General features: G+C 70.0%; 17 protein-coding genes. 8 read left to right on the top strand and 9 right to left on the bottom strand.

The genetic code is table 11. From position 1 onward, the window contains the following. Positions 1 to 4 precede the first annotated feature (4 nt). Positions 5 to 898, top strand: a complete 894-nt coding sequence (locus B7K20_RS04885) for a TIGR01777 family oxidoreductase (RefSeq protein ID WP_084101152.1) — start codon at positions 5 to 7, stop codon at positions 896 to 898. 31 nt (positions 899 to 929) lie between these two features. On the opposite strand, the gene B7K20_RS04880 is transcribed toward B7K20_RS04885, so the two are convergent. Together B7K20_RS04880 and B7K20_RS04875 are read right to left on the bottom strand one after the other, a co-directional pair. Continuing rightward, positions 930 to 2,210 carry a hypothetical protein gene (locus B7K20_RS04880; protein ID WP_159449326.1) on the bottom strand — a complete coding sequence of 427 codons (1,281 nt, stop codon included), beginning with the start codon at positions 2,208 to 2,210 and terminating at the stop codon, positions 930 to 932. Between the two features lie 48 nt (positions 2,211 to 2,258). Beyond that, complete coding sequence (locus B7K20_RS04875) at positions 2,259 to 4,454, bottom strand: MMPL family transporter (protein ID WP_084101148.1); 2,196 nt, start codon at positions 4,452 to 4,454, stop codon at positions 2,259 to 2,261. Positions 4,455 to 4,564: 110 nt separating this feature from the next. Here B7K20_RS04875 and lipB point away from each other — a divergent pair, with 110 nt between their 5' ends. From lipB to B7K20_RS04860, 3 genes are read left to right on the top strand one after another with little or no spacing between them, the layout of a single operon-like run. After that, positions 4,565 to 5,260 (top strand): lipoyl(octanoyl) transferase LipB, encoded by a 696-nt coding sequence (gene lipB, locus B7K20_RS04870; RefSeq protein WP_084101146.1) that lies wholly within the window; start codon positions 4,565 to 4,567, stop codon positions 5,258 to 5,260. Beyond that, positions 5,257 to 6,282: a lipoyl synthase gene (gene lipA, locus B7K20_RS04865; protein WP_084101144.1), complete on the top strand. Its 1,026-nt coding sequence runs from the start codon at positions 5,257 to 5,259 to the stop codon at positions 6,280 to 6,282. Before lipB ends, lipA begins: the two co-directional genes overlap by 4 nt. A gap of 52 nt (positions 6,283 to 6,334) precedes the next feature. Continuing rightward, positions 6,335 to 7,030 (top strand): DUF4191 domain-containing protein, encoded by a 696-nt coding sequence (locus B7K20_RS04860; RefSeq protein WP_084101142.1) that lies wholly within the window; start codon positions 6,335 to 6,337, stop codon positions 7,028 to 7,030. A gap of 242 nt (positions 7,031 to 7,272) precedes the next feature. Here B7K20_RS04860 and B7K20_RS04855 read toward each other — a convergent pair whose 3' ends face one another. Both B7K20_RS04855 and B7K20_RS04850 read right to left on the bottom strand, forming a co-directional pair. Further along, the gene (locus B7K20_RS04855) at positions 7,273 to 7,950 is read right to left on the bottom strand and encodes an HAD-IA family hydrolase (protein ID WP_084101140.1); all 678 of its coding nucleotides are present in this window, start codon (positions 7,948 to 7,950) and stop codon (positions 7,273 to 7,275) included. Beyond that, the gene (locus B7K20_RS04850; RefSeq protein WP_234985722.1) at positions 7,947 to 8,375 is read right to left on the bottom strand and encodes an RDD family protein; all 429 of its coding nucleotides are present in this window, start codon (positions 8,373 to 8,375) and stop codon (positions 7,947 to 7,949) included. Before B7K20_RS04850 ends, B7K20_RS04855 begins: the two co-directional genes overlap by 4 nt. 184 nt (positions 8,376 to 8,559) lie before the next feature. Between B7K20_RS04850 and glnA the strand changes: the two genes are divergently transcribed. Then, positions 8,560 to 9,990, top strand: coding sequence for a type I glutamate--ammonia ligase (glnA, locus tag B7K20_RS04845; protein ID WP_084101138.1), 1,431 nt, complete (start codon positions 8,560 to 8,562; stop codon positions 9,988 to 9,990). A 139-nt stretch (positions 9,991 to 10,129) separates the two neighbouring features. Here the strand turns inward: glnA and B7K20_RS04840 are convergent, their stop codons facing one another. The 3 genes from B7K20_RS04840 to B7K20_RS04830 are packed head-to-tail and all read right to left on the bottom strand — an operon-like array spanning position 10,130 to position 13,127. Further along, the gene (locus B7K20_RS04840; protein ID WP_084101136.1) at positions 10,130 to 11,380 is read right to left on the bottom strand and encodes a cytochrome b/b6 domain-containing protein; all 1,251 of its coding nucleotides are present in this window, start codon (positions 11,378 to 11,380) and stop codon (positions 10,130 to 10,132) included. Further along, positions 11,377 to 12,339 carry an electron transfer flavoprotein subunit alpha/FixB family protein gene (locus B7K20_RS04835; protein WP_084101134.1) on the bottom strand — a complete coding sequence of 321 codons (963 nt, stop codon included), beginning with the start codon at positions 12,337 to 12,339 and terminating at the stop codon, positions 11,377 to 11,379. Before B7K20_RS04835 ends, B7K20_RS04840 begins: the two co-directional genes overlap by 4 nt. An 11-nt stretch (positions 12,340 to 12,350) precedes the next feature. Then, on the bottom strand, positions 12,351 to 13,127 hold the full coding sequence (locus B7K20_RS04830; protein WP_084101132.1) for an electron transfer flavoprotein subunit beta/FixA family protein: 777 nt from the start codon (positions 13,125 to 13,127) through the stop codon (positions 12,351 to 12,353). A gap of 154 nt (positions 13,128 to 13,281) precedes the next feature. Between B7K20_RS04830 and B7K20_RS04825 the strand changes: the two genes are divergently transcribed. Then, on the top strand, positions 13,282 to 15,918 hold the full coding sequence (locus tag B7K20_RS04825) for a UvrD-helicase domain-containing protein (protein WP_084101130.1): 2,637 nt from the start codon (positions 13,282 to 13,284) through the stop codon (positions 15,916 to 15,918). On the opposite strand, the gene B7K20_RS04820 is transcribed toward B7K20_RS04825, so the two are convergent. Next, entirely contained in the window at positions 15,915 to 16,232 is a 318-nt protein-coding gene (locus B7K20_RS04820) for a hypothetical protein (RefSeq protein WP_084101128.1), read from the bottom strand. The two genes, B7K20_RS04825 and B7K20_RS04820, sit on opposite strands and share 4 nt — an antisense overlap. 235 nt (positions 16,233 to 16,467) lie before the next feature. On the opposite strand from B7K20_RS04820, the gene B7K20_RS04815 reads away from it, so the two are divergent. Continuing rightward, positions 16,468 to 18,111 carry a glycoside hydrolase family 13 protein gene (locus B7K20_RS04815; protein WP_084101126.1) on the top strand — a complete coding sequence of 548 codons (1,644 nt, stop codon included), beginning with the start codon at positions 16,468 to 16,470 and terminating at the stop codon, positions 18,109 to 18,111. A 35-nt stretch (positions 18,112 to 18,146) separates the two neighbouring features. Further along, positions 18,147 to 19,181: a LacI family DNA-binding transcriptional regulator gene (locus tag B7K20_RS04810; RefSeq protein WP_084101124.1), complete on the top strand. Its 1,035-nt coding sequence runs from the start codon at positions 18,147 to 18,149 to the stop codon at positions 19,179 to 19,181. Here the strand turns inward: B7K20_RS04810 and B7K20_RS04805 are convergent. Beyond that, positions 19,178 to 20,251, bottom strand: coding sequence for a hypothetical protein (locus tag B7K20_RS04805; RefSeq protein ID WP_084101122.1), 1,074 nt, complete (start codon positions 20,249 to 20,251; stop codon positions 19,178 to 19,180). The genes B7K20_RS04810 and B7K20_RS04805 overlap by 4 nt on opposite strands. Positions 20,252 to 20,254: the final 3 nt, after the last annotated feature.

The following is a 20,254-nucleotide window of genomic DNA, read 5'->3' as shown; positions in this document are numbered from 1 at the left end:
CCCCATGCGCGTCGTCATCGCTGGCTCGTCCGGCCTCATCGGCACTGCCCTGCAGCAGTCGCTGAGGTCGGACGGCCACGATGTCGTCTCGCTCGTGCGCCGCGAGGCGCACGGCCCGCGGGAATCCTCATGGGATCCCCAGCGCGGCAAGGTCGATATCGACCTGCTTCAGACGGCCGATGCCGTGGTCAACCTGGCGGGCGCCTCCATCGGTTCCAAGCGGCTCACCTCCTCCTATGCGGACGTGGTGCTGCAGTCACGCCTCGACTCGACCTCGACGCTCGTCAACGGCCTCATCGCCGCCGAATACTCGGGGGTCCTGCTCCAAGGCTCGGCCATGGGCTACTACGGCGCACGCGGCGAGGAGCGGCTCTCGGAGCGCTCCGGTCCCGGCGACACGCTGCTGGCCCGCATCGTCACCCAGTGGGAGGCGGCGTCCCGCCCCGCCGTCGAGGCCGGCATCCGCACCGTGGTCTGCCGCACAGGACTGGTCCTGGCCGGCCACGGCGGCTTCGCGGAGCGCCTGCTACCGCTCGTCAAGCGCGGTCTGCTGCGCTCACTCGGGACCGGCGATGCCTGGCACGCGTGGATCACCCTGGACGACCAGATCAGGGCCCAGCGCTTCCTCCTCGAATCCGACCACGCCGGACCGGCCAATATCATCGCGCCCATCGCCGTGCGCGACCGCGACCTCATCCGGGTGATGAGCGAGGCCGCGGGCAAGTCTCCCGGCCTGCCCGTCCCCGCGACCGCGCTGCGCCTGGCCATCGGCCCCGCCATCGAGGACCTGCTGTCCAGCCAGCTCGCGACTCCTGGCGTGCTGACGCGCCTGGGCTTCGAGTGGCAGTACCCCGAGATCACCGCCGCCGCTCAGCACGTGCTCGCCTCCGCACACTGACGCGGGTCACCTCCGCCGGTGACTGCGCCACCTACGCCGCGCGGGCGTCCGTCACCGTCCACGCACCGCCTGCCCACCCCAGCTCCATGAGCACCGCCTCACGAGCCGGCGCCACGTCATGCGCTCCTTCCTCGTCGATCCGGCGGTGGTCGCCGATCACATAGACGACCCGCACGGTCGCGCCGCCGCGGTCCTCGCGCACCAGGCGCGCCCACTCCACGTCGACGTCGATGCCGTCATAGCGCAGGGCGCCCGTGGCGAGCTGGCGCGCGGTGTGCGCGGCCGCCTGGGCCACGTCACTCCTGCCACTCACCGTGGACTCGAGCAATGTCGCGTCCGCCGTCGCGAGGGCCTCAATCCGCCGCTGAGTCAGCGCGGTGGCGGCAGCCTCGGGCGAGGAGCGGCGTGGGGGCGCGGCGAGGGACACCTCCGCGACGTGCACTTCTGCGGCGTCTGCGGCGGGGGTATGCGCAGCGGCGGGTCCCGCCGCGGCGTCGAGCAGCGGCGGTACCGAGACTGTGAGCCACCCGGCGGCCCCGAGCGCCGCCGCGACCGTCACGGCCCGCAACGCTAGCCGCCTGAGCCGCCACCAGCGTCCCTCCCTGACCCGCTCGGTGCGTTCCAGGGCCCTGGAACGGAACGCGACGGCCACGTCGTCACGCGGCAACTCGATCGTCTTGCGGCGCCCGGCACGAGCGAGCAGATCCGCCGCCGCGGCTGCGCTGGGGCGCGCGGCGGCGCGGGAAGCGACCAGAGGCGCCGTCCAGCGGCGCACGGTTGGCTCGTCCTCCTCGCAGGCCGCCCACCGCAGCAGGCGTCCCAGGGAGTAGACGTCGCCGGCGGGGGTCGCAGCAGCCCCGACGCGTTCGGGTGCGCGGAAGCCCGGCGTGCCGCGTTCGATCTCGACCTCCGCACCGAGCGTGTCGACGAGCGTCACGCCACCTCGCCGCAGCACCACGTTCGCCGGCGACACGTCGCCATGCGCCAGCCCCGCCGCATGCATGGCGGCGAGCGCGGCGGCAATGCGTGCTCCCAACCAGCGCACCTCGGCGTCTGCGAGGGGCGGCCTCGACGCCGCGACCTGGGCGAGATCCATCCCCGCGACGACGGGCAACGTGACGGACACGGCCGTGCCGTCATCGTCGACATCCCAGGGGGCGAGGACGTCGTCGCGGCCCAGGGCGACGAGCGTGCGGGCGCGTGCCCTCACCCGCTCGCCCAAGCCGGCGCCCGAGCCGAGCCTGCGCGTCAGCACCCCACTAGGGGCGGGCGGCCCTCCCTCACTGGCGGGAGCGGCAACGGTCGGTGACATACGTCCAGCCTGCCGCGCCATGCGACAGGCTGGACGTTTTCCACAGGGTTAGTCCGCGATGCGCGAGCTCCAGGGCCACCACGAGCGGCGCCCCACGTCGGCGACCAGGCCGGGCACCAGCAGCGAGCGCACGACGAAGGTGTCGATGAGGACGCCGAGCCCCACAATGACCGCGATCTGCGCGAGGAAGATCAGCGGAATGACACCCAGCGCCGCAAACGTCGCGGCGAGCACGATGCCCGCCGAGGTGATGACGCCTCCGGTCACCGCCAGCGCGCGGCGAATACCGGCCCTGTTGCCGTGCGCCAGGGACTCCTCGCGCGCCCTCGACATGAGGAAGATCGAGTAGTCCACGCCCAGCGCCACGAGGAACACGAAGCCCAGCAACGGCACGGACGGATCGGAGCCGGGGAAGCCGAACACGTGGTTGAACAGGAGTGCCGACAGGCCGATGGTCGCGCCGTAGGACACGATGTTCGCCAGCACGATGAGCAGCGGGGCGACGACGGCCCTCAGCAGCAGCACCAGCACCACGAAGATGACGGCGAGGATGGTCGGCAGGATCACGGCGGTGTCGCGCTGAGTGGTCAGACGCGTGTCGAGTTGTTCGGCCGCGGTGCCTCCCACCAGCACGTCGTCCGCCAGCGGGTGCACCACATCGCGGACGTCCTGGACGATGTCGGCGGCCTCGTTCGAGCTCGATGACACCTGCGTGATGGCGACGACCTCCACGCGGCCGTCGACCACGATGGGGTCCTCCGGACCGCCCACACCCGCGGGCGCACCCTGCGCGACCGAGGGCGTGAGCAGGTACGCGTCCTCGATGCCGTCGACGCCCGCGGTGGCCTCGACGGTGGCGTCCGCCTGGTCCTCGGGCACGATGATGCGGATAGGCGACGTGGCGCCCGCGTCGAAGTGGTCCTCCAACACGGCCGTGCCGAGCACGGAGTCCGTGTCGCGGGTGAAGACCTCCTGCTCGCCAAGGCCGGATGCCTTAAACGTCGGCACGAAGGCTGCCAAGATGAGCAACCCGCCAGCGGCGGCGATCCACGTGCGACGCGGGTGTGCGTCCACTCCCCTGGCAATCCGAGCCCAGAATCCCTTGCCCTCGGACGGGTCGGCGACCACGGCATCGGCCGTCTCCTCGCGATAGCGAGGCATCGCGGGCCAGAACACGCCGCGCGCGTGCTTGCCACCAATGAGCAGCAACGCGGGGAGCAGCGTGAGGGCCGCGAACAGGGCCGCGACGATGCCGAGCGCGCCGGCCGGGCCGAGCGCGGCGTTGGACTTGAGGTCGCTCAGCAGCAGCACCAGCAGTCCCAGAATCACGGTGATCGCGGAGGCGGCGATGGGTTCCACCGACCTCTTCCACGCGTGGGCCATGGCCGTATACGGCGACGGCGTGCGCAGTAGTTCCTCGCGGTAACGGGCCACGAGCAGCAGCGCATAGTCGGTGGTCGCGCCGACCACCAGGATGAACATGATGCCCTGTGCCTGGCCGTTCAGCGAGATGATCCCGGCGTCGGCCATGGCGTAGACGGCGAGGATGGCGCCGGTGAGCGCGATCATCGCGGTGGTCAGTACGAGGAGCGGCAGCACAGGGCTGCGGTAGACGATCAACAAGATCACGAGGACCACGGCGAGGGCGACGAGCAGCAGGATGCCGTCGATGCCCGCGAACGCCTCGAGCAGATCCGCGAGGATACCCAGAGCGCCCGTGAGGTGGCCGTCCAGCTCCGTGTCCTGCTCGGCCCACACGGCGCGGATGGTCTGCGCGACGGACTCGCCCAGGGTGCCCTCGCCCACGGCGGATTCGGCCAGTTCCGCGTCGATCGAGAAGGCGACAAGCGCCGCTTCCCCGTCTTCGCTGGGCACCACCTGCGGCGCCTGCTCACCTGCGGGCGGCGAGAGAACCTCGCCCACCGTACGGCCCTCGGGGTCGCCCTCGATGGGCGCCTCGACGACCTCGTCCACGAAGGACTGCACCTGGGCGAGGTCGTCCTCGCCGCTCACGCCGTCCACCACAAAAATGCCCGGCAGGCTCGTGACGGGCGAGAACTCGCGGTGCTGTTCGGCCGCCAGTGTCGACTCTGCGGACGACGGTAGGAAGGCCGCGGAGTCGTTCTCCTGGACATCCGAGAGCTTGCCGAAGGTCTGGCCTCCGGCGCCACCGATGGCGAGCCACGCGACGATCACGACGACGAGAACGAGGGGGCGCCACCACGTGCGCTGAGACGTTGACATGCTGCTCCTAACGCTGGTCGCGTCACTGTATTCCCACACATGTCGGATGGGGCATCGTCCTCAAGGAGGAGTTTTCCGACCGGAGGTCAACGCGTTAGCCTGAGAACCTTATGGACATTGTCCCCGTCGACCTGGGCGCACGCCTGGTTCCGTACACCGAAGCCTGGGATCTCCAGCGGCGCCTACACGCCCAGCGGGTGGCTGGCGAGCGTCCCGACACCCTTGTCCTCCTCGAGCACGAGGATGTCTACACCGCGGGCAAGCGCACGGCCTCATGGGACCGGCCCACCGACGGCACGCCCGTCGTTGACGTCGATCGCGGAGGCCGCATCACGTGGCACGGACCGGGCCAGCTGGTGGGCTACCCCATCGTGCGCCTCGCCGAACCCGTGGACGTGGTGCGCTACGTGCGACAGCTCGAGCAGGCCGTGATGGACCTGTGCGCCGTCTATGGGCTCGAGACCATGCGGGTCGAGGAGCGCTCGGGAGTCTGGCTGCCGGCCACCGCCGAGCGCCAGGAGCGCAAGATCTGCGCCATCGGCGTGCGCGTGGCCAAGGGCGTCACCATGCACGGTTTCGCCCTCAACTGCAATCCCGACCTGGGCCGCTTCGATTCCATCGTCCCGTGCGGGATTTCCGATGCGGACGTGACCTCTCTGAGCCGCGAGTTGGGACGCGACGTCCAGATCGCCGGGGTGGTCGACCAAGCCACCCGATTCCTGGCCCACGCCCTCGCCCCCGTACGCTGGGACGTACAGGAGCACACCCCCGCCTCCGTCCCCGACCCCCATAAGGAGCTCGCGTGACCCTCGCACCCGAAGGCCGCCGCATGCTGCGCATCGAGGCCCGCAACGCGGAGACCCCCATCGAGCGCAAGCCCGAATGGATCCGCACCAAGGCCACGATGGGTCCCGAATACACGGAACTCAAGTCGCTCGTGAAGGGCGGCGGCCTGCACACCGTGTGTGAGGAGGCGGGCTGTCCCAACATCTTCGAATGCTGGGAGGACCGTGAGGCGACGTTCCTCATCGGCGGCGCCCAGTGCACCCGCCGGTGCGACTTTTGCCAGATCGACACCGGCAAGCCCAGCGCGCTCGACCGCATGGAGCCGCTCAAGGTCGCGAAGTCCGTCCAGCAGATGGGGCTCAAGTACTCGACCGTCACCGGCGTGGCGCGTGACGACCTCGACGACGGCGGCGCGTGGCTGTATGCCGAGACGGTGCGCCAGATTCACGAGCTCAACCCCGGCACGGGCGTCGAGCTCCTGATCCCCGACTTCAACGCGGACCCCGACCAGCTCGCCGAGGTGTTCTCCTCCCGCCCCGAGGTCCTCGCCCACAACGTCGAGACCGTGCCGCGCATCTTCAAGCGCATCCGCCCCGCCTTCCGCTACGAGCGCTCGCTCGAGGTCATCAGCCGCGCACAGGCCGACGGCTTCGTCACGAAGTCCAACCTCATCCTGGGTATGGGCGAGACCATGGAGGAGGTGCTCCAGGCGCTGCAAGACCTGCACGACGCGGGCACGGACCTCATCACGATCACCCAGTACCTGCGCCCGAGCCCCCGCCATCACCCCGTGGAGCGGTGGGTCAAGCCCGAGGAGTTCGTGGACCTGTCGGAGGCGGCCGAGGAGATCGGCTTCCTGGGCGTGATGTCTGGCCCGCTGGTGCGCTCCAGCTACCGCGCCGGCCGCCTGTGGGGTCAGGCCATGACCTCCAAGGGACGTCCCATCCCCGAGTCGCTCGCCCATCTGGGCGAGCCGATGGAGGCCCGCCAGGAGGCCGCAGCGCTGCTCACGTGGGCCGCTCCGCAGCGTCCTTCCTGCTGAGGGCGAACGTCGCGCCCTAGCCGCCCGTACGGCGACTAGACTGTGCGGCATCATGGCGAAAGAACCCGAGAAGCGGCCGCGTTGGTACAAGCTCGTAGCGCAGGCCTATAAGTCCACGGCCCCCTACGACAAGTGGCTCCTGCCGCTGATGATCGCGATCCCCCTGGTGGTGATCGGCATCGGCGTGGTGATCGGTCTGCTGTCGGGCTCCACCTGGATCCTGGTCTACTCGATCATCTTCTCGGTGCTGCTCGCGGCCCTCGCGGCGATGTACACGCTGACGCGTCGCTTTGAGCGCAACGCCTACATCCGCATGGAGGGCCAGCCCGGCGCCTCCATCTCGATCGCACAGTCGATCCGCTCGGGCTGGCAGTTCAACGAGGAGCCCATCTCGGTCGACCCGCGTGGCAAGGGCATCGTCTTCCAGGGCGTCGGCAAGGGCGGCGTGGTGCTGATTGCCGAGGGCGGCAATGGTGCGCGCAAGCAGGTCGAGGCCACGCAGCGCCGCATCACCAAGTTGGTTCCCGGTGTCCCGGTCCACGTGATCTACGAGGGCACGGGCGAGGGCCAGGTGCCTCTGAAAAGCCTCGTGAAGGCCATTAAGAAGCACAAGAAGGCGCTCACCAAGGCGCAGCGCGCCCAGGTCGCCGCGCGCCTCAACGCCATCGGCGGCGCCAAGCTGCCGCTGCCGAAGGGCGTGGACCCCATGCGGGCCCGCCCAGATCGCAAGGCCATGCGCGGCCGCTAAGACTTGCGCTCACGAACGCCGCTCACCCTTCGGGGTGGGCGGCGTGTCTCGTTCCGGGCCGCCGGCGCGTTACAAAGTGACGGTCATTGTGTCGACACGCCGGGGTTCAGTCGGCGGTCAACGGCGTGTCTGCCGGATCACCGTCACTTCGTGACGCGGGCGGCGGCGGGGAGCGTTGCGGCGCGGGGCGGGGCGCCGCGGGCGCCGTTCGTCGCTCCGGAGGGCCGATGCCGTGGCCGGCTTCAGTCGATCGTGAGGCCGATGCGCCCGTCGGGCTGCGTCGTGACGCTCACCTGGGTGAGGTCGTCGACGTGAGGAAGGGCATCCAGCACCTCGGAGCTGCCATGGCCCACGACGACCACGCGACAGCCGGCGGCGAGGCCGGCACGTGCGCCGGCATCGGTGTCCTCGAACACCACGCATGCGGCGGGATCAAGACCGAGCGCGGCGGCGGCCGCCGCGAAACCCTCCGGGTCCGGCTTGCCGTGGGCGACGTCGTCCGCGCCGATGAGGATGTCCGGCACGTCGATGCCCACTGCGGCGATGCGGGCCTTCGCGGGCTCCCGGATCGCGGAGGTCACCACGGCCCAGCGCTCACGCGGCAGCGCATGCACCAGCGCCTTCGCACCGGGAATCTCCTTCACGGCATCGAATCCGGTCGCCTCGAGGTGGTGAATGTGGTCGATCCAGTGGGCGATCTGTTCCTCGTCGTCGAGGTACGTCGCGACCGTGGCGCGCGAGGGGCGCCCGTGCGCGAAGGCGCGCACCTCGACGCCGTCAAAGCCGTGGGCGTCGGAGAACTCCTTCCAGATCAGGTCGACGAGCGCGTTCGAGTCGACCAAGGTGCCGTCCATGTCGAAGAGCACGCCAGCGACGGTGAGCTGCAAGCGCGAGCCAGCCACGGCATCGGCCCCACTCATGCCGCCGCTCCCCTGGTCTGCACGACGGCCGTCCCGGCCGCGCGGTCGTGCAGGCCGCGCCCATCGGGCCCCCACACCACTGCGGGGATCACCAGCGCGAGCAAAACCGTGCGTGTCAGGGCCTTCGCGACGCCCACGATGGGCGCGCCGTCGAGCCGCACCACGCGGACGCCCGCCACGCGATGCCCGATGGTGGTGCCGAGCGACGCGACCAGGATCGCGTGCTGCCCAGCCCAGATCAGCAGCGTGGCGATCGGGTCACCCGCGGACAGGATGCGGGCGATGCCGGTCGCGTCCGCGTAGGCCGCGTCCACAAAGAAGGCCGAGGAGATCACCAGGCACAGCACCCAATCGATGACGAAGCCCAGCAGGCGACGCCCCACGAGCGCGCCGGTGGATTGAGGCATGGTCGTGGAGTGGCTCACCCGTCCATCGTAATCGCGTGGGTATAGGGTCAGGAGCGACGCCGACGTCGACGCCCCGTCTGAGGGGGTGCGCCCGGTGGACCCAGGAAACGCGTTTGTAACATTCGGCGAACCTGGGGGAAACCGCCTGACCCTAGGCTGGCCAACGCCAGCTACAGGCACGACCAAATCAAGGAGCACACGGATGTTCAAGACTGCCGAAGAGGCACTCGCGTATGTGAAGGATGAGGCGGTCGAGTACATCGACATCCGCTTCTGCGACCTCCCTGGCGCGATGCAGCACGTCAATGTCCCCGCGTCGCAGTTCGAGACCGTTCTGGAAGACGGTGCGGCGTTCGACGGTTCGTCGATTCGCGGCTTCCAGGCCATCAACGAGTCCGACATGAAGCTCATCGCTGACCTTCAGACGGCGTACATCGACCCCTTCCGCAAGGCGAAGACCCTTGTCGTGAACTTCTCCGTGGTGGACCCGTTCACCGACGAGCCCTACTCCCGTGACCCGCGCAACGTCGCGATGAAGGCGCAGGAGTACCTGAAGTCGACCGGCATCGGCGACACCGCGTTCTTCGCCCCCGAGGCCGAGTTCTTCATCTTCGACTCCGTGCGCTACGACACCAACATGCACGAGGGCTACTACCACATCGACTCCTCCGAGGGCTGGTGGAACACCGGTGTGGAGAAGGAGCTCGACGGCTCCCCCAACCTCGGCTACAAGACCCGTGTCAAGGGCGGCTACTTCCCCGTCTCCCCCGGCGACCAGAACGCCGACCTGCGCGACGAGATGTGCACTGTGCTGGGCGAGGTGGGCCTCGAGCTCGAGCGCGCGCACCACGAGGTGGGCACCGCCGGTCAGCAGGAGGTCAACTACCGCTTCAACACGCTGCTGCACGCCGCCGACGACCTGATGAAGTTCAAGTACGTCGTCAAGAACGTCGCGTGGAAGAACGGCAAGACTGCGACCTTCATGCCGAAGCCCCTCTTCGGTGACAACGGCTCGGGCATGCACGTGCACCAGTCGGTGTGGAAGGACGGCTCGCCGCTGTTCTACGACGAGGCCGGCTACGGCGGCCTGTCCGACATCGCGCGTTGGTACATCGGCGGCATCCTGAAGCACGCGCCCTCGCTGCTGGCCTTCACCAACCCGACCGTGAACTCCTACCACCGCCTGGTGCCGGGCTACGAGGCCCCGGTCAACCTGGTGTACTCGGCCCGTAACCGTTCGGCCGCCGTCCGCATCCCGGTCACCGGCTCGAACCCCAAGGCCAAGCGCATCGAGTTCCGCGCCCCCGACTCGTCCGGTAACCCCTACCTCGCGTTCGCGGCGCTGCTCATGGCGGGCCTCGACGGCATCAAGAACAAGATCGAGCCGCCGGCCCCCATTGACAAGGACCTGTACGAGCTGCCCCCCGAGGAGCACGCCCAGATCCCGACCGTTCCGGACTCGCTCTCCAAGGTGCTCGACGAGCTCGAGCGTGACCACGGCTACCTCACCGAGGGCGGCGTGTTCACCGAGGACCTCATCGCCGAGTGGATCGACTACAAGCGCGCCAACGAGATCGACCCGCTGCGCTTCCGTCCCCACCCGCACGAGTTCGAGCTCTACTACGACTGCTAAGTCGTCCCTGTAGCTTCACCGAAGGCCCGTCCCGGCTCGCCGGGGCGGGCCTTCGTCGTGCCCGCCGGCCGCAGCAGCCGTCGCACGGCACACGCGTGCATACGTGCATACGTGCATACGTGCACGCGGCGCGCACGTATCAGCGCGAGCTGACCGTCCCGAACTTCCCGGCGACCGGCGCCACGAAGACGGGCCTCAAGGCCACGGCCGCGGCCACGATCACCACGAGTGAGAGCGCGAAGATACCCACCCCCACCCAGCTGACGTCGTCCCGTCCGGCATACATGTGGTTGAGGTTCTCCCGCGCGCCCGTCGCGAGCACCAAGGCGACGTGCCCGACCACGAAGGCGACAAAGTAGATCATCACCGGGAAGTGCAGCTTGCGAGCCACGCTCGCGGGGTACAGGCGATCCCAGCGCTCGCCGCCGCGCCAGTACAGGCTCATGCGCACACCGGTCGCGATCGCCAGCGGGGCCGCGACAAACACCGTGAGGAAGTACACGATCTGCTGGAGCGAGTTGTAGTACACCCACCCGTTCTCGGCGGGCCAGTCCAGAGACAGGTACTGCAACGTCGTCGACACGGCCCCGGGCAGCACCTCCCAGCTGGTGGGCACGATGCGCATCCACTGCCCGGTAGCGAACAGCATCACGATGTACACCACACCGTTGAGCACCCAGAACACGTCGAGCGCCTGGTGGGTCCACGACGGGAGGCCGATGCGCGACGTGGGCTCCGTCCGCGACGTCCAGTACGCGGGTGGTCGGGTTTGGCGACGCACCTGAAGTCCGGTGCGCACGATCAGCACCATGAGGAACACGTTGAAGAAGTGGGTCCACGACAGCCACGCGGGGATACCGACGGGAGCGTCCGCAGGCAGCGGATACGTCCCGGGGTGATCGGCCACGAAGCCCTCGCCGGCATCCGTGCCGAGGAACCAGCGAGATACCAGCACCGCAAGGGCACCCACCACGACGAGGGCGGCCGCTGCCATGAGCGCACGGCGGGCATGAGGGTGCAGGCGGGAGCGCGTGGGCGCGGGGCCCGCGAGCACCGGGGCGTCTTCCGCAACGGCGGCCTCAGGCTCAACGCCCGCGGCCTCCCGCGCGGCCTCCTGCGCGGCCTCCTGCGCGGCGTCTGTCGCGGACACCACCCAGTGGGGCGCGAAACCCTCGGCGGGCCACGACTCGCCGCCCGCCACGCGCGGCAGGCCTCGGCGCAGCGGGACGTCGCCCCGCGGGGAGCCGACGGCGGTCGCTGAGCCTGCCACTGCATCGGCCGTCGTCACGTCCTCGACGCTCGCCGCGACGACGTGCGCGGGAGCCTCGCGCGCGGGAGGCCAGGGCTCGCCGCCCGGCACGCGCGGGAGGCCCCGCCTGATGGCACTCACGCCTGCGTCCTCGCCTCGAGAGCCGCGATGAGCTGCGGCACCACGTCGAACAGGTCGCCCACCACGCCGAAGTCGGCGATCTCGAACAGCGGAGCCTCGGCATCGGTGTTGATGACCACGATGATCTTCGCCGTCTGCATACCTGAACGGTGCTGGATGGCGCCCGAGATACCCAGGCCGATGTAGAGGTCGGGCGAGACGGAGACGCCGGTCTGGCCCACCTGGTGCGAGGAGGGGACGAACCCCTCGTCGACGGCCACGCGGGATGCGCCCACGGCCGCGCCCAGCACATCCGCGAGTTGCTCCACGAGGGCAAACTTCTCCGCCGACTCCAACCCGCGGCCACCAGCGACCACCTTGGCGGCGCTGCGCAGGTCGGGCCGCGACGAGGTTTCGACGATGGGCTCGACGGACTCGACGGTGAGCGCGGGAAGGCCCGACTGCTCGACGGTGAGCGGCTCGGCAGTCACGGATGCCACCGCCTCCGCACGGGCCTCGACCGCTCCTTCGCGCAGCGTGATCACCGGCGCACCGAAGGTCGGCGCGGAGTCGACGAGGAACCCGCCTCCGTAGACGCTGTGGTGCGCGACCACGCCCTGGTCGTCACGAGACACGCCCACTGCGTCGATGGAAAGGCCCGCCCGAGCGCGGGTCGCGTAGCGTGCAGCGGCCTCGCGACCTTCGACGGAGTGCGACACGAGCACGGCGGCGGGACGCACCGCATCGGCAGCGGCGGCGAGCGCGTCGACGGTCGCGATCACGGGCGCTCCCGCCGGGGCGGTCACGACCCGGTGAGCTCCCAGGGCGGCGGCGGCCTCGGCCTGCTCCGCGGCGTCGTCACCCACGATGAGGGCGACGGGCGTGCCCACGGACGCGGCGGCACCCAACACGCCCGCGGACGAGGACGCGAGCGCGCCGTCGGGAGTGCGGTCCAGCAACACAAGAATCGGTGCGGTCATGATGTGCTCCCTCACGCTAGTCGGTTCTCGACCAAGAACGCCGCGAGCTGATCGCCCGCGGTCCCGTCATCGACGATCTTGACGCCTGCCTCTCGCGGCGGGCGCGCGGCTGCGCTGATCATGATGGTGCGTGCGACGTCAGGGTCGTCGGCATCGACGCCCAGGTCCGCGAGGGTCAGCACCTCGATCTCCTTCTTCTTCGCCGCGAGGATGCCCTTGAAGTTGGGCATGCGCGACGCTCCGAGCGCCTCGGTCACGGAGACGATCGCGGGCAGGGGTGCGCTGACGCGCATCGTGGCGCCGTCGGAGGCGCGCACGCCCGTCACGGCGTCCTCGGCGAGCGTCACCTCGGACAGGGCGCTCGCGCAAGGCAGCCGCAGCAGCTCCGCGATCGCCGCCGGGACCGCGCCTCCCCCGCCGTCCGTCGACGTGTCGCCAGCGAGGATGACGTCAAAGCCCAGCCGCGAGGCGGCCGCGGCGAGCACCTGGGCCGTGAGGGTGATGTCCGCGCCCACGAGTGCATCGTCGACGACCTGCACCGTGTGGCCGGCCCCCATCGCCAGTGCCTTGCGCAGGCTCGCCTGTCCCAGTTCCGGTCCCATGGCGAGGGTCACCACCTCGGTGCCCTCGTGCGCGTCGGCATAGGACAGCGCCACCTCGAGCGCGCGCTCGTCGACCTCGTCGAGGACCGCTTCCTCGGCGGTGCGGGTCACGAGACCCGTCTCGAGGTTCAGGGTGCGGTCCACATAGGTGTCCGGCACCACCTTCATCAGCACCAGGATCTTCATCCGATTCCCTCCATCCCGTTCACACGCCGAGGGCAAACGTATCGTGCGCGCGACGGGCGCTGCGTCACATCGGTTCGCGCCAAGCACGGTCACGGTACTGCAGCGTGTCCCCGGGGTGTCCCGAACCGCCGCGTCGGTCGGGCAAGATGTGCGGATGGCGACCACATGGCACGGGGCACGAGGGTGGTCGCTCACCCACGACGACAACCTCCTCACCCTGACCGACGACGCCTCCTCCCAGGAGTTTCGCGGCACGGACGCCGCGCGCCTGACGGTGCGCTGGTGGTGGTTCGGACGCGCCCTCGTCGTCTCCGACGGGCCGCGTCCCCGGCGCTATCGGGGCCTGAGGCGGGCCGATGCCGTGGCCATGCGCTCCACGCTCGCCCGGGTGGCCGCACGCGGCCACCTCGGCGTGGCGCTCACCGCCGGCGCCGCAGCCAAGGCGGCGTTCGAGCGCCGGCTCGGCCACGGCATCGCCCATCGACAATGGGTCGCGTATGACGACATCGCTCCGATCCTGGCGGGGCTGCCGTCGCTTGACGATGCGCTGGCGCCGTTCAGCGACCTGGAGCGCGCGACGCTGCCGAGGCTGCTCAGCCCCGCCGAAAATGAGGCGCTCGCGTTCCTGTCCGCCGACCACCTGGCCACGCTGAGCCGCACCAACAAGGCCATCCTGGACAGCGAACTCGCGGCCGAGGCCGACTTCTTCGCGCGGGTCGAGCGCTCGCCGCTGACCACAGAACAGGCCCACGCCGTGGTCTCCCACGACAGCCGCGTGCGGGTCATCGCCGCGGCCGGATCGGGCAAGACCTCCGTGATGGTCGCGCGCGCCGCATACGTCGTTCACCGGGGCTTTGTTCCCCCCGAACGCATCCTCATGCTCGCGTTCAACGCGGATGCCGCGCGCGAACTGCGAACACGCGTCGAGACCCGCATGGGAGCCCTGGGGCTCGACTCCACGGGTATCGAGGTGAGCACCTTCCACGCGTTCGGGCTCAAGGTCATCGGAGCCGCGACCGGGCGCAAGCCCCGGGTCGCTCCGTGGGTGGAGCAGGGCAAGGAGTCCGCGAAGATCGAGGAGCTCGTCGACCGCCTGCGCGACCGCGACCTTGCCTTCCGGTTCCGCTGGGACCTGTTCCGGCTGCTCCACGGCAAGGCGTTAGCGTCGCCGTCCACCGCGGGCCCGGACAGCTATGACCCGCGCACCGGCGCCACGGGTTTCGCGACCTACCGCGGCGAGACGGTCAAGAGCGAGGGCGAGCGACTCATCGCCGACTGGCTGTACCTCCACGGAGTCGACTACCGCTACGAGCATCCCTACGCACACGATGTTGCCGATGCCGAGCACGGCCAGTACCGACCCGACTTCTACTACCCCGCGATCGACGCGTGGCACGAGCACTGGGCGCTGCAGGCCGACGGCACCGTGCCCGAGGAGTTCACGGGATACGCCGACTCCATGCGGTGGAAGCGGGACCTTCATGCGCGCTACGGGACCACGCTGATCGAGACGGCATCCCACGCCATCCTCGACCACTCCGGGTTCGAGGAGCTTGCGAGGACGCTCGAGGGGCTGGGCGTCGCGCTCGACTGGAACCCGGACCGCTCGCCGCCGGGCGCCGAGCCCCTCGCCCACGAACGCCTGTCCCAACTAGTGCGCACGTTCATGGCACACGTCAAGGGCGCGTCGCTGTCCCGCGCCGACGTCGAGCAGCGCGTACGCGAGCGCCCGGCGCTCGACACGCTCCGCACTCGCCTGTTCCTCGACCTGTACTGGCCGCTGCACGACGAGTGGGAGGCGGACCTCCGCGCCGCGGACGCGGTGGACTTCGACGACATGCTCGCGCGCGCCGCCACCGTGCTCGAGCGCGACCCTGCCCTGGCCCGATGGGACCTCGTCATGGTCGACGAATTCCAGGACACCAGCCGCACGCGGGCACGGATCGCCAAGGCGCTCACGCATGGGCCCGGTAAGCACCTGCTGGCCGTGGGCGACGATTGGCAGGCGATCAATCGCTTCGCCGGCGCGGACCTGGAGGTGATGACCGGATTCGCGGAGTTCTTTGGTCCGGCCCTCACCCGCCGGCTAGAGACCACCTTCCGCTGCACGCAGACGACGGCCGATGTCGCGGGCAGGTTCGTCTCGCGCAATCCGGCCCAGTTGCCCAAGACAGTGCGTTCTTTCGCGGGCCCGGGCGGGCCCGCGATCACCGTGATGCGGGTCGACAGCGATGACGCGATCGCCGGCGCCATCGGTGAGCGGCTTCGCGCCATCGCGCGCGAGCATCGCGGCGCCTCCGTGGACGTGCTGGGCCGCTACCGCCACGACCGGAGCGTGCTGCCGCGCGACGTCCCGGCCGGGCTGCGCACGGCATTTCGCACCATCCATGGCTCGAAGGGGCTCGAGGCCGACCACATCGTGGTGCCGCGCGTCACGAGCGGACGCTCGAGTCTTCCCAGCACCGTCGAGGACGATCCTGTCCTCGCGCTCGCCATGGCCGAGCCGGACCCGTACCCCTTCGCAGAGGAACGTCGACTCCTGTATGTGGCGCTCACTCGCGCGCGGCACACCGTGACCCTCGTCACCGTCGCGGGCCGCGAGTCGCCCTTCATCTTGGAGCTCCTCGACGATCCCGACGTGGAGGTCACCGACGCCGGAGGCCAGGCAGCGCGGGTGGAGCCGTGCCGTACATGCGGCGAGGGCACCCTGGTGAGGCGACGGGGAAAGTACGGTGACTTCTATGGCTGCAGCACGTTCCCGCGCTGCAGCGCGACCGTCAGGGCCCTCTAGTCGATCCGGGTGATGGCGCTCACCCAGGCGTCCGGGCCCGTGGCGAGGTATTCGATCATGACCGCATCACCGGTCACGGCGTACAGGGCGTCGAGCATGGCGAACGGCGGCGCCGGGGTGACAACCACCGCGCAGTCGCCGGGAACCATGGCGCAGGCCTCACCAATGACGCACGCGCCCCACTGAGCCGGGTGCGTGGCGGTCAGGTCGAGGTGGGCGGGGGCGGCCTCGCGGGCGAGCGCCGCGCCTCCGGGCACATGGCCCATGGTGATGAGGTCCACGTCGTCGAGGAGCCTGTCGCTGTCGTTCGCCATCGCACACCTCCGAGGAAAAAAGTCGGGCGGCGCGTATGTCCCGTCCGCGTCGCCCGACTGCCTTCAGGCTAGGGCCGGTGCCGGGCTCGCTCGCGGGACGAACGTCCCCCACCGCGCGTTTGCGCGCGCCACCTGCAAACGTTTACATTGGGAGGCATGCCCGGGGCGCAGACCCCACGTCTCCCGGACGGCACCGCAGCCGCTGCGCGTCGTCCTTCCTGCCGAAAGGACCCCGATGAGCACCGCAGCCGACGCCTGGTGGCGCACCGCCGTCATTTACCAGATCTACCCGCGCTCGTTCGCGGACTCCTCCGGCGACGGTATCGGTGACCTCGGCGGCATCACGACGCGCCTGGGAGACCTCGCCGCGCTGGGCGTGGATGCCATCTGGCTGTCACCCTTCTACACGTCTCCCCAGAAGGACGCCGGCTACGACGTCGCAGACTTCACGGACGTGGATCCTCTGTTCGGCACCCTCGCCGACTTCGACGCGATGGTGGCACGCGCCCACGAACTGGGGCTCAGGGTCATCGTCGACATCGTCCCCAACCACAGCTCCGATCAGCACGCGTGGTTCCAGGCGGCGCTGGCGGCTCCCGAGGGATCGTCCGAGCGTGCGCGCTACATCTTCCGTGATGGCAAGGGCGAGGCCGGCGAACTGCCGCCGAACAACTGGGAGTCGGTGTTCGGCGGCCCGGCGTGGACCCGCACCGCCAACCAAGACGGCACGCCCGGCCAGTGGTTCCTGCACCTGTTCGACTCGAGCCAGCCGGACTTCGACTGGTCCAACCCCGAGGTGCTCGACGAGTTTGACCGTGTGCTGCGCTTCTGGCTCGACCGCGGCGCCGACGGCTTCCGTGTCGACGTCGCCCACGGCCTCATCAAGGCCGACGGCCTGCCCGACTTCGCCGTCGCCGAGGACGCCAATTCGATGGGTGGCGACGAGGGCCCGCAGTCGCCCTATTGGGCGCAGGAAGGTGTGCACGACGTGTGGCGCCGGTGGCGAAGCGTGGTCGATGAGTACGAGGGCGAGCGCATCCTCGCCGCCGAGGCCTGGGTGGTGCCGCTGTCCAAGATGGCCAAGTGGGTGCGCTCGGACGAGATGCACCAGGCGTTCAATTTCGCCTACCTCGAGACCGACTGGAAGGCCGCGGACCTGCGCGCCGTCATCGACGAATCCATCGAGGAGTTCGGCGCCGTGGGCGCGCCCTCCACCTGGGTGCTCTCCAACCACGACGTGGTGCGCCACGCAAGCCGCCTCGCGCTGACGGCCGAGAACCCGCAAGGCCACGGCATCGGCCCCCACTCCGCGGGCCTTCCCGACCCCGTGGTGGGCCTCCGTCGCGGTCGCGCCGCCTCCGCCCTGATGCTTGCGCTTCCCGGCTCCGCCTACGTGTACCAGGGAGAAGAGCTGGGCCTGCCCGAGGCGATCGACATCCCCGACGAGGCCCGCCAGGACCCCACCTGGTTCCGCACCGAGGGCGAACGCTACGGCCGCGACGGCTGCCGCGTTCCGCTGCCGTGGAGCGCGGACGAGCCCGCCTATGGCTTCTCCCCCACGGGCGAGACCTGGCTTCCCCAGCCATCCGAGTGGGCGCTCTTGGCCCGCGACGCCCAGGAGAACTCGCCGTCGTCGACCCTGTCGCTGTACCGCAAGGCGCTGGGCCTGCGGCGCGACCTGGGCCTCGCGAGCAACGCCATCGAGTGGATCTCCGAGGCCCCTGCCGGCGCCCTCGCGTTCCGCACGGGCGACCTCGAGGTGTGGACCACGATCGATCCCGGCGTCGAGGTCCCGCTACCCGACGGCGAGGTGCTGCTCGCCTCGAGTGAGGTGGCCGCTACGATTCCTCCGGACACCACGGTCTGGGTGCGCCGCTAAACCATCCACGGACCGCCCGCGAAGGAGGCGCCACGTTGGCCAAGATCCAGAAGGTCGCGGAACTCGCTGGCGTGTCCACCGCCACGGTGTCGCGCGCGCTGTCGGGAAAGTCCTCCGTCTCGCCCGCCACGCGCGCTCGCGTCGAGGCCGCGGCCAAGCAGCTTGGTTATGTGGTTTCTGCCGCGGCCTCCTCGCTCGCGTCGGGGCGCACACGCAACGTGGGGGTGGTGCTGCCGTACCTCGACAGCTGGTTCTTCATGGCCGTGCTGAAGGGTGCGCAGCGCACCCTCACGGACGCGGGCTACGACGTCACGCTCTACCATCTCGCTCCCGCGGACGGGCTCGAGATGGACTCCGATGTGGCGCACCGGCGCGCTCGCCTCTTCGACGAGTTTCTGCGTCGCCAGCGCGTGGACGCTCTGATCGCCGTCAACCTCGAACTCGACGACCACGAGCGCGCGGCCCTCGCCGACCTCTCCCGGCCCGTCGTGGGCCTGGGCGGCCCGATTCCCGGCCTCCACACGCTGAGCCTCGACGACACGGGCGTCGCGCGGCTCGCGACCGACCACCTGGTGTCCCTGGGCCACCGCCACATCGCCCACATCACCGGCGACCCCGACTTCGAGCGCGACTTTCAGATGCCCGCGACACGGCGCGCGGGCTACGAGGCCGCGCTGGCGAACGCGGGGATCGAGGCCGACCCGCTGCTGGTGCGCGGCGCCAACTTCACCATCGAGGGCGGCTACGAGGCGACCCTGCAGCTCCTGGGCGACCCGCGCGTGCACCCCACCGCGATCTTCGCGGCGTCCGACGAGATGGCCATCGGCGCCCTCCTCGCCGCGCGAGACCTGGGGCGCTCCGTGCCCGCTGACCTGTCCGTGATCGGCATCGACGGCCACGACCTGGCGGACTTCTTTGGCCTCACCACCATCGACCAGTTCCCCGAGGCACAAGGGCGCCACGTCGCCCAGATGATCGTCGACGAACTCACGGGCAACAAGCCCGACGCCATCGACGAGGACCTGCCATACGAGTTGGTGGTGCGCCGCACCACCGCACGCCTGGCCTAGTCGGGCCGGCGCTCCTCGGTCGGCTGGATCGACGGAGGCTGCGCGCCATCCGTCGTCGGCTGGGCCACCGCCGTCGCCGCCGTCGGCGGCACCGACTCGAACTCGGTCGTGTCCGTCACCTCGGCCGACGACTCGTCGTCCTCATCGGCAACCACGGCATCGGCCTCCTCCGCGTCGACCGGCGCCGGGTCGTCACGGCCGGCCATGCCCGGCACGAACCGCATCACCAAGGCCCAGATGAGCGCGAGGCCGAGCGCGACCAGGCCGAGCGTCAGCAACACGTTGGTCACCGGCGCGAGGGCCGTGTCACCGATGACGTCCTCGATGAGCGTGCCCAACCCCCCGTCGCGCCCTCCCGGCATGAAGCTGGCAATGGTGCGCGGACCCATGGACCCCAGCACGAACGCGACGGCGATGCCGAACAGGCCCGCGGCGAGTAGTGCGCGCGGAAGGAACCGGCGCCAGCGCGGCGCGACGGCCACGCCCGCCGCGATAAGGGTCACGCCGATCCACACGAACCACGTCGCGACCCACTCCATCGCCGCGTAGCCGCTGCGCACGTCCTCAAACGTGTCCGCATCGACGATCTCAACCGAGTATTCGGGGAACTCGATGTCGGGGATGAACGCTCCGACGACCGGGATCTGATCGATGGCGGTGTTGATGCGCGTGCCCAGGTCGATGTCGATCGCAAGCGGGCCGGGCTCCCTATCGGGATCGGAGATCGCGGCGAGGAGACGATCCTGGGCGGCGTTGCCGGCGGTGGTGATGGTGCCCAGAAAGGCGTCCGACTGGAGCACCGCGACCAGACCGCCGTGGATCTGGTCGTCGAGCAACACCAGGGCGATATCGCCCGCCTGGCTTTCGACCTGCTCGGCGAGCGCCGCCTGGACCTGATCGGCGACGAACTCGGCGGTCTGGGGAGCCTCGAGCGTGGTCGTGACCAGCTTCTCTGCCGCGGTGCCGTTCTCGATCGACTTCACGGCCTGGAGCGATAGCGCCCACGCCACGATGAGCATGGAGCCCAGCAAGACTAGAAAGGCCGATGCGATGACGCGCAGGTATTTCACGTG

This window comes from Demequina sp. NBRC 110051, assembly GCF_002090055.1.
Taxonomy (GTDB): domain Bacteria; phylum Actinomycetota; class Actinomycetes; order Actinomycetales; family Demequinaceae; genus Demequina.
The sequence above is the reverse complement of the archived record's forward strand: the minus strand, read 5'-3'. Positions and strand labels throughout refer to the sequence as shown.

Bases quoted from the DNA above. Each gene is read 5' to 3' on its own strand.
- B7K20_RS04815 (WP_084101126.1), top strand. From the start codon at position 16,468: ATGAGCACCGCAGCCGACGCCTGGTGGCGCACCGCCGTCATTTACCAG.
- B7K20_RS04830 (WP_084101132.1), bottom strand. From the start codon at position 13,127: ATGAAGATCCTGGTGCTGATGAAGGTGGTGCCGGACACCTATGTGGAC.
- B7K20_RS04825 (WP_084101130.1), top strand. From the start codon at position 13,282: ATGGCGACCACATGGCACGGGGCACGAGGGTGGTCGCTCACCCACGAC.
- B7K20_RS04835 (WP_084101134.1), bottom strand. From the start codon at position 12,339: ATGACCGCACCGATTCTTGTGTTGCTGGACCGCACTCCCGACGGCGCG.
- B7K20_RS04885 (WP_084101152.1), top strand. From the start codon at position 5: ATGCGCGTCGTCATCGCTGGCTCGTCCGGCCTCATCGGCACTGCCCTG.
- B7K20_RS04820 (WP_084101128.1), bottom strand. From the start codon at position 16,232: ATGGCGAACGACAGCGACAGGCTCCTCGACGACGTGGACCTCATCACC.
- B7K20_RS04860 (WP_084101142.1), top strand. From the start codon at position 6,335: ATGGCGAAAGAACCCGAGAAGCGGCCGCGTTGGTACAAGCTCGTAGCG.
- B7K20_RS04875 (WP_084101148.1), bottom strand. From the start codon at position 4,454: ATGTCAACGTCTCAGCGCACGTGGTGGCGCCCCCTCGTTCTCGTCGTC.
- B7K20_RS04855 (WP_084101140.1), bottom strand. From the start codon at position 7,950: ATGAGTGGGGCCGATGCCGTGGCTGGCTCGCGCTTGCAGCTCACCGTC.
- lipB (WP_084101146.1), top strand. From the start codon at position 4,565: ATGGACATTGTCCCCGTCGACCTGGGCGCACGCCTGGTTCCGTACACC.
- glnA (WP_084101138.1), top strand. From the start codon at position 8,560: ATGTTCAAGACTGCCGAAGAGGCACTCGCGTATGTGAAGGATGAGGCG.
- B7K20_RS04880 (WP_159449326.1), bottom strand. From the start codon at position 2,210: ATGTCACCGACCGTTGCCGCTCCCGCCAGTGAGGGAGGGCCGCCCGCC.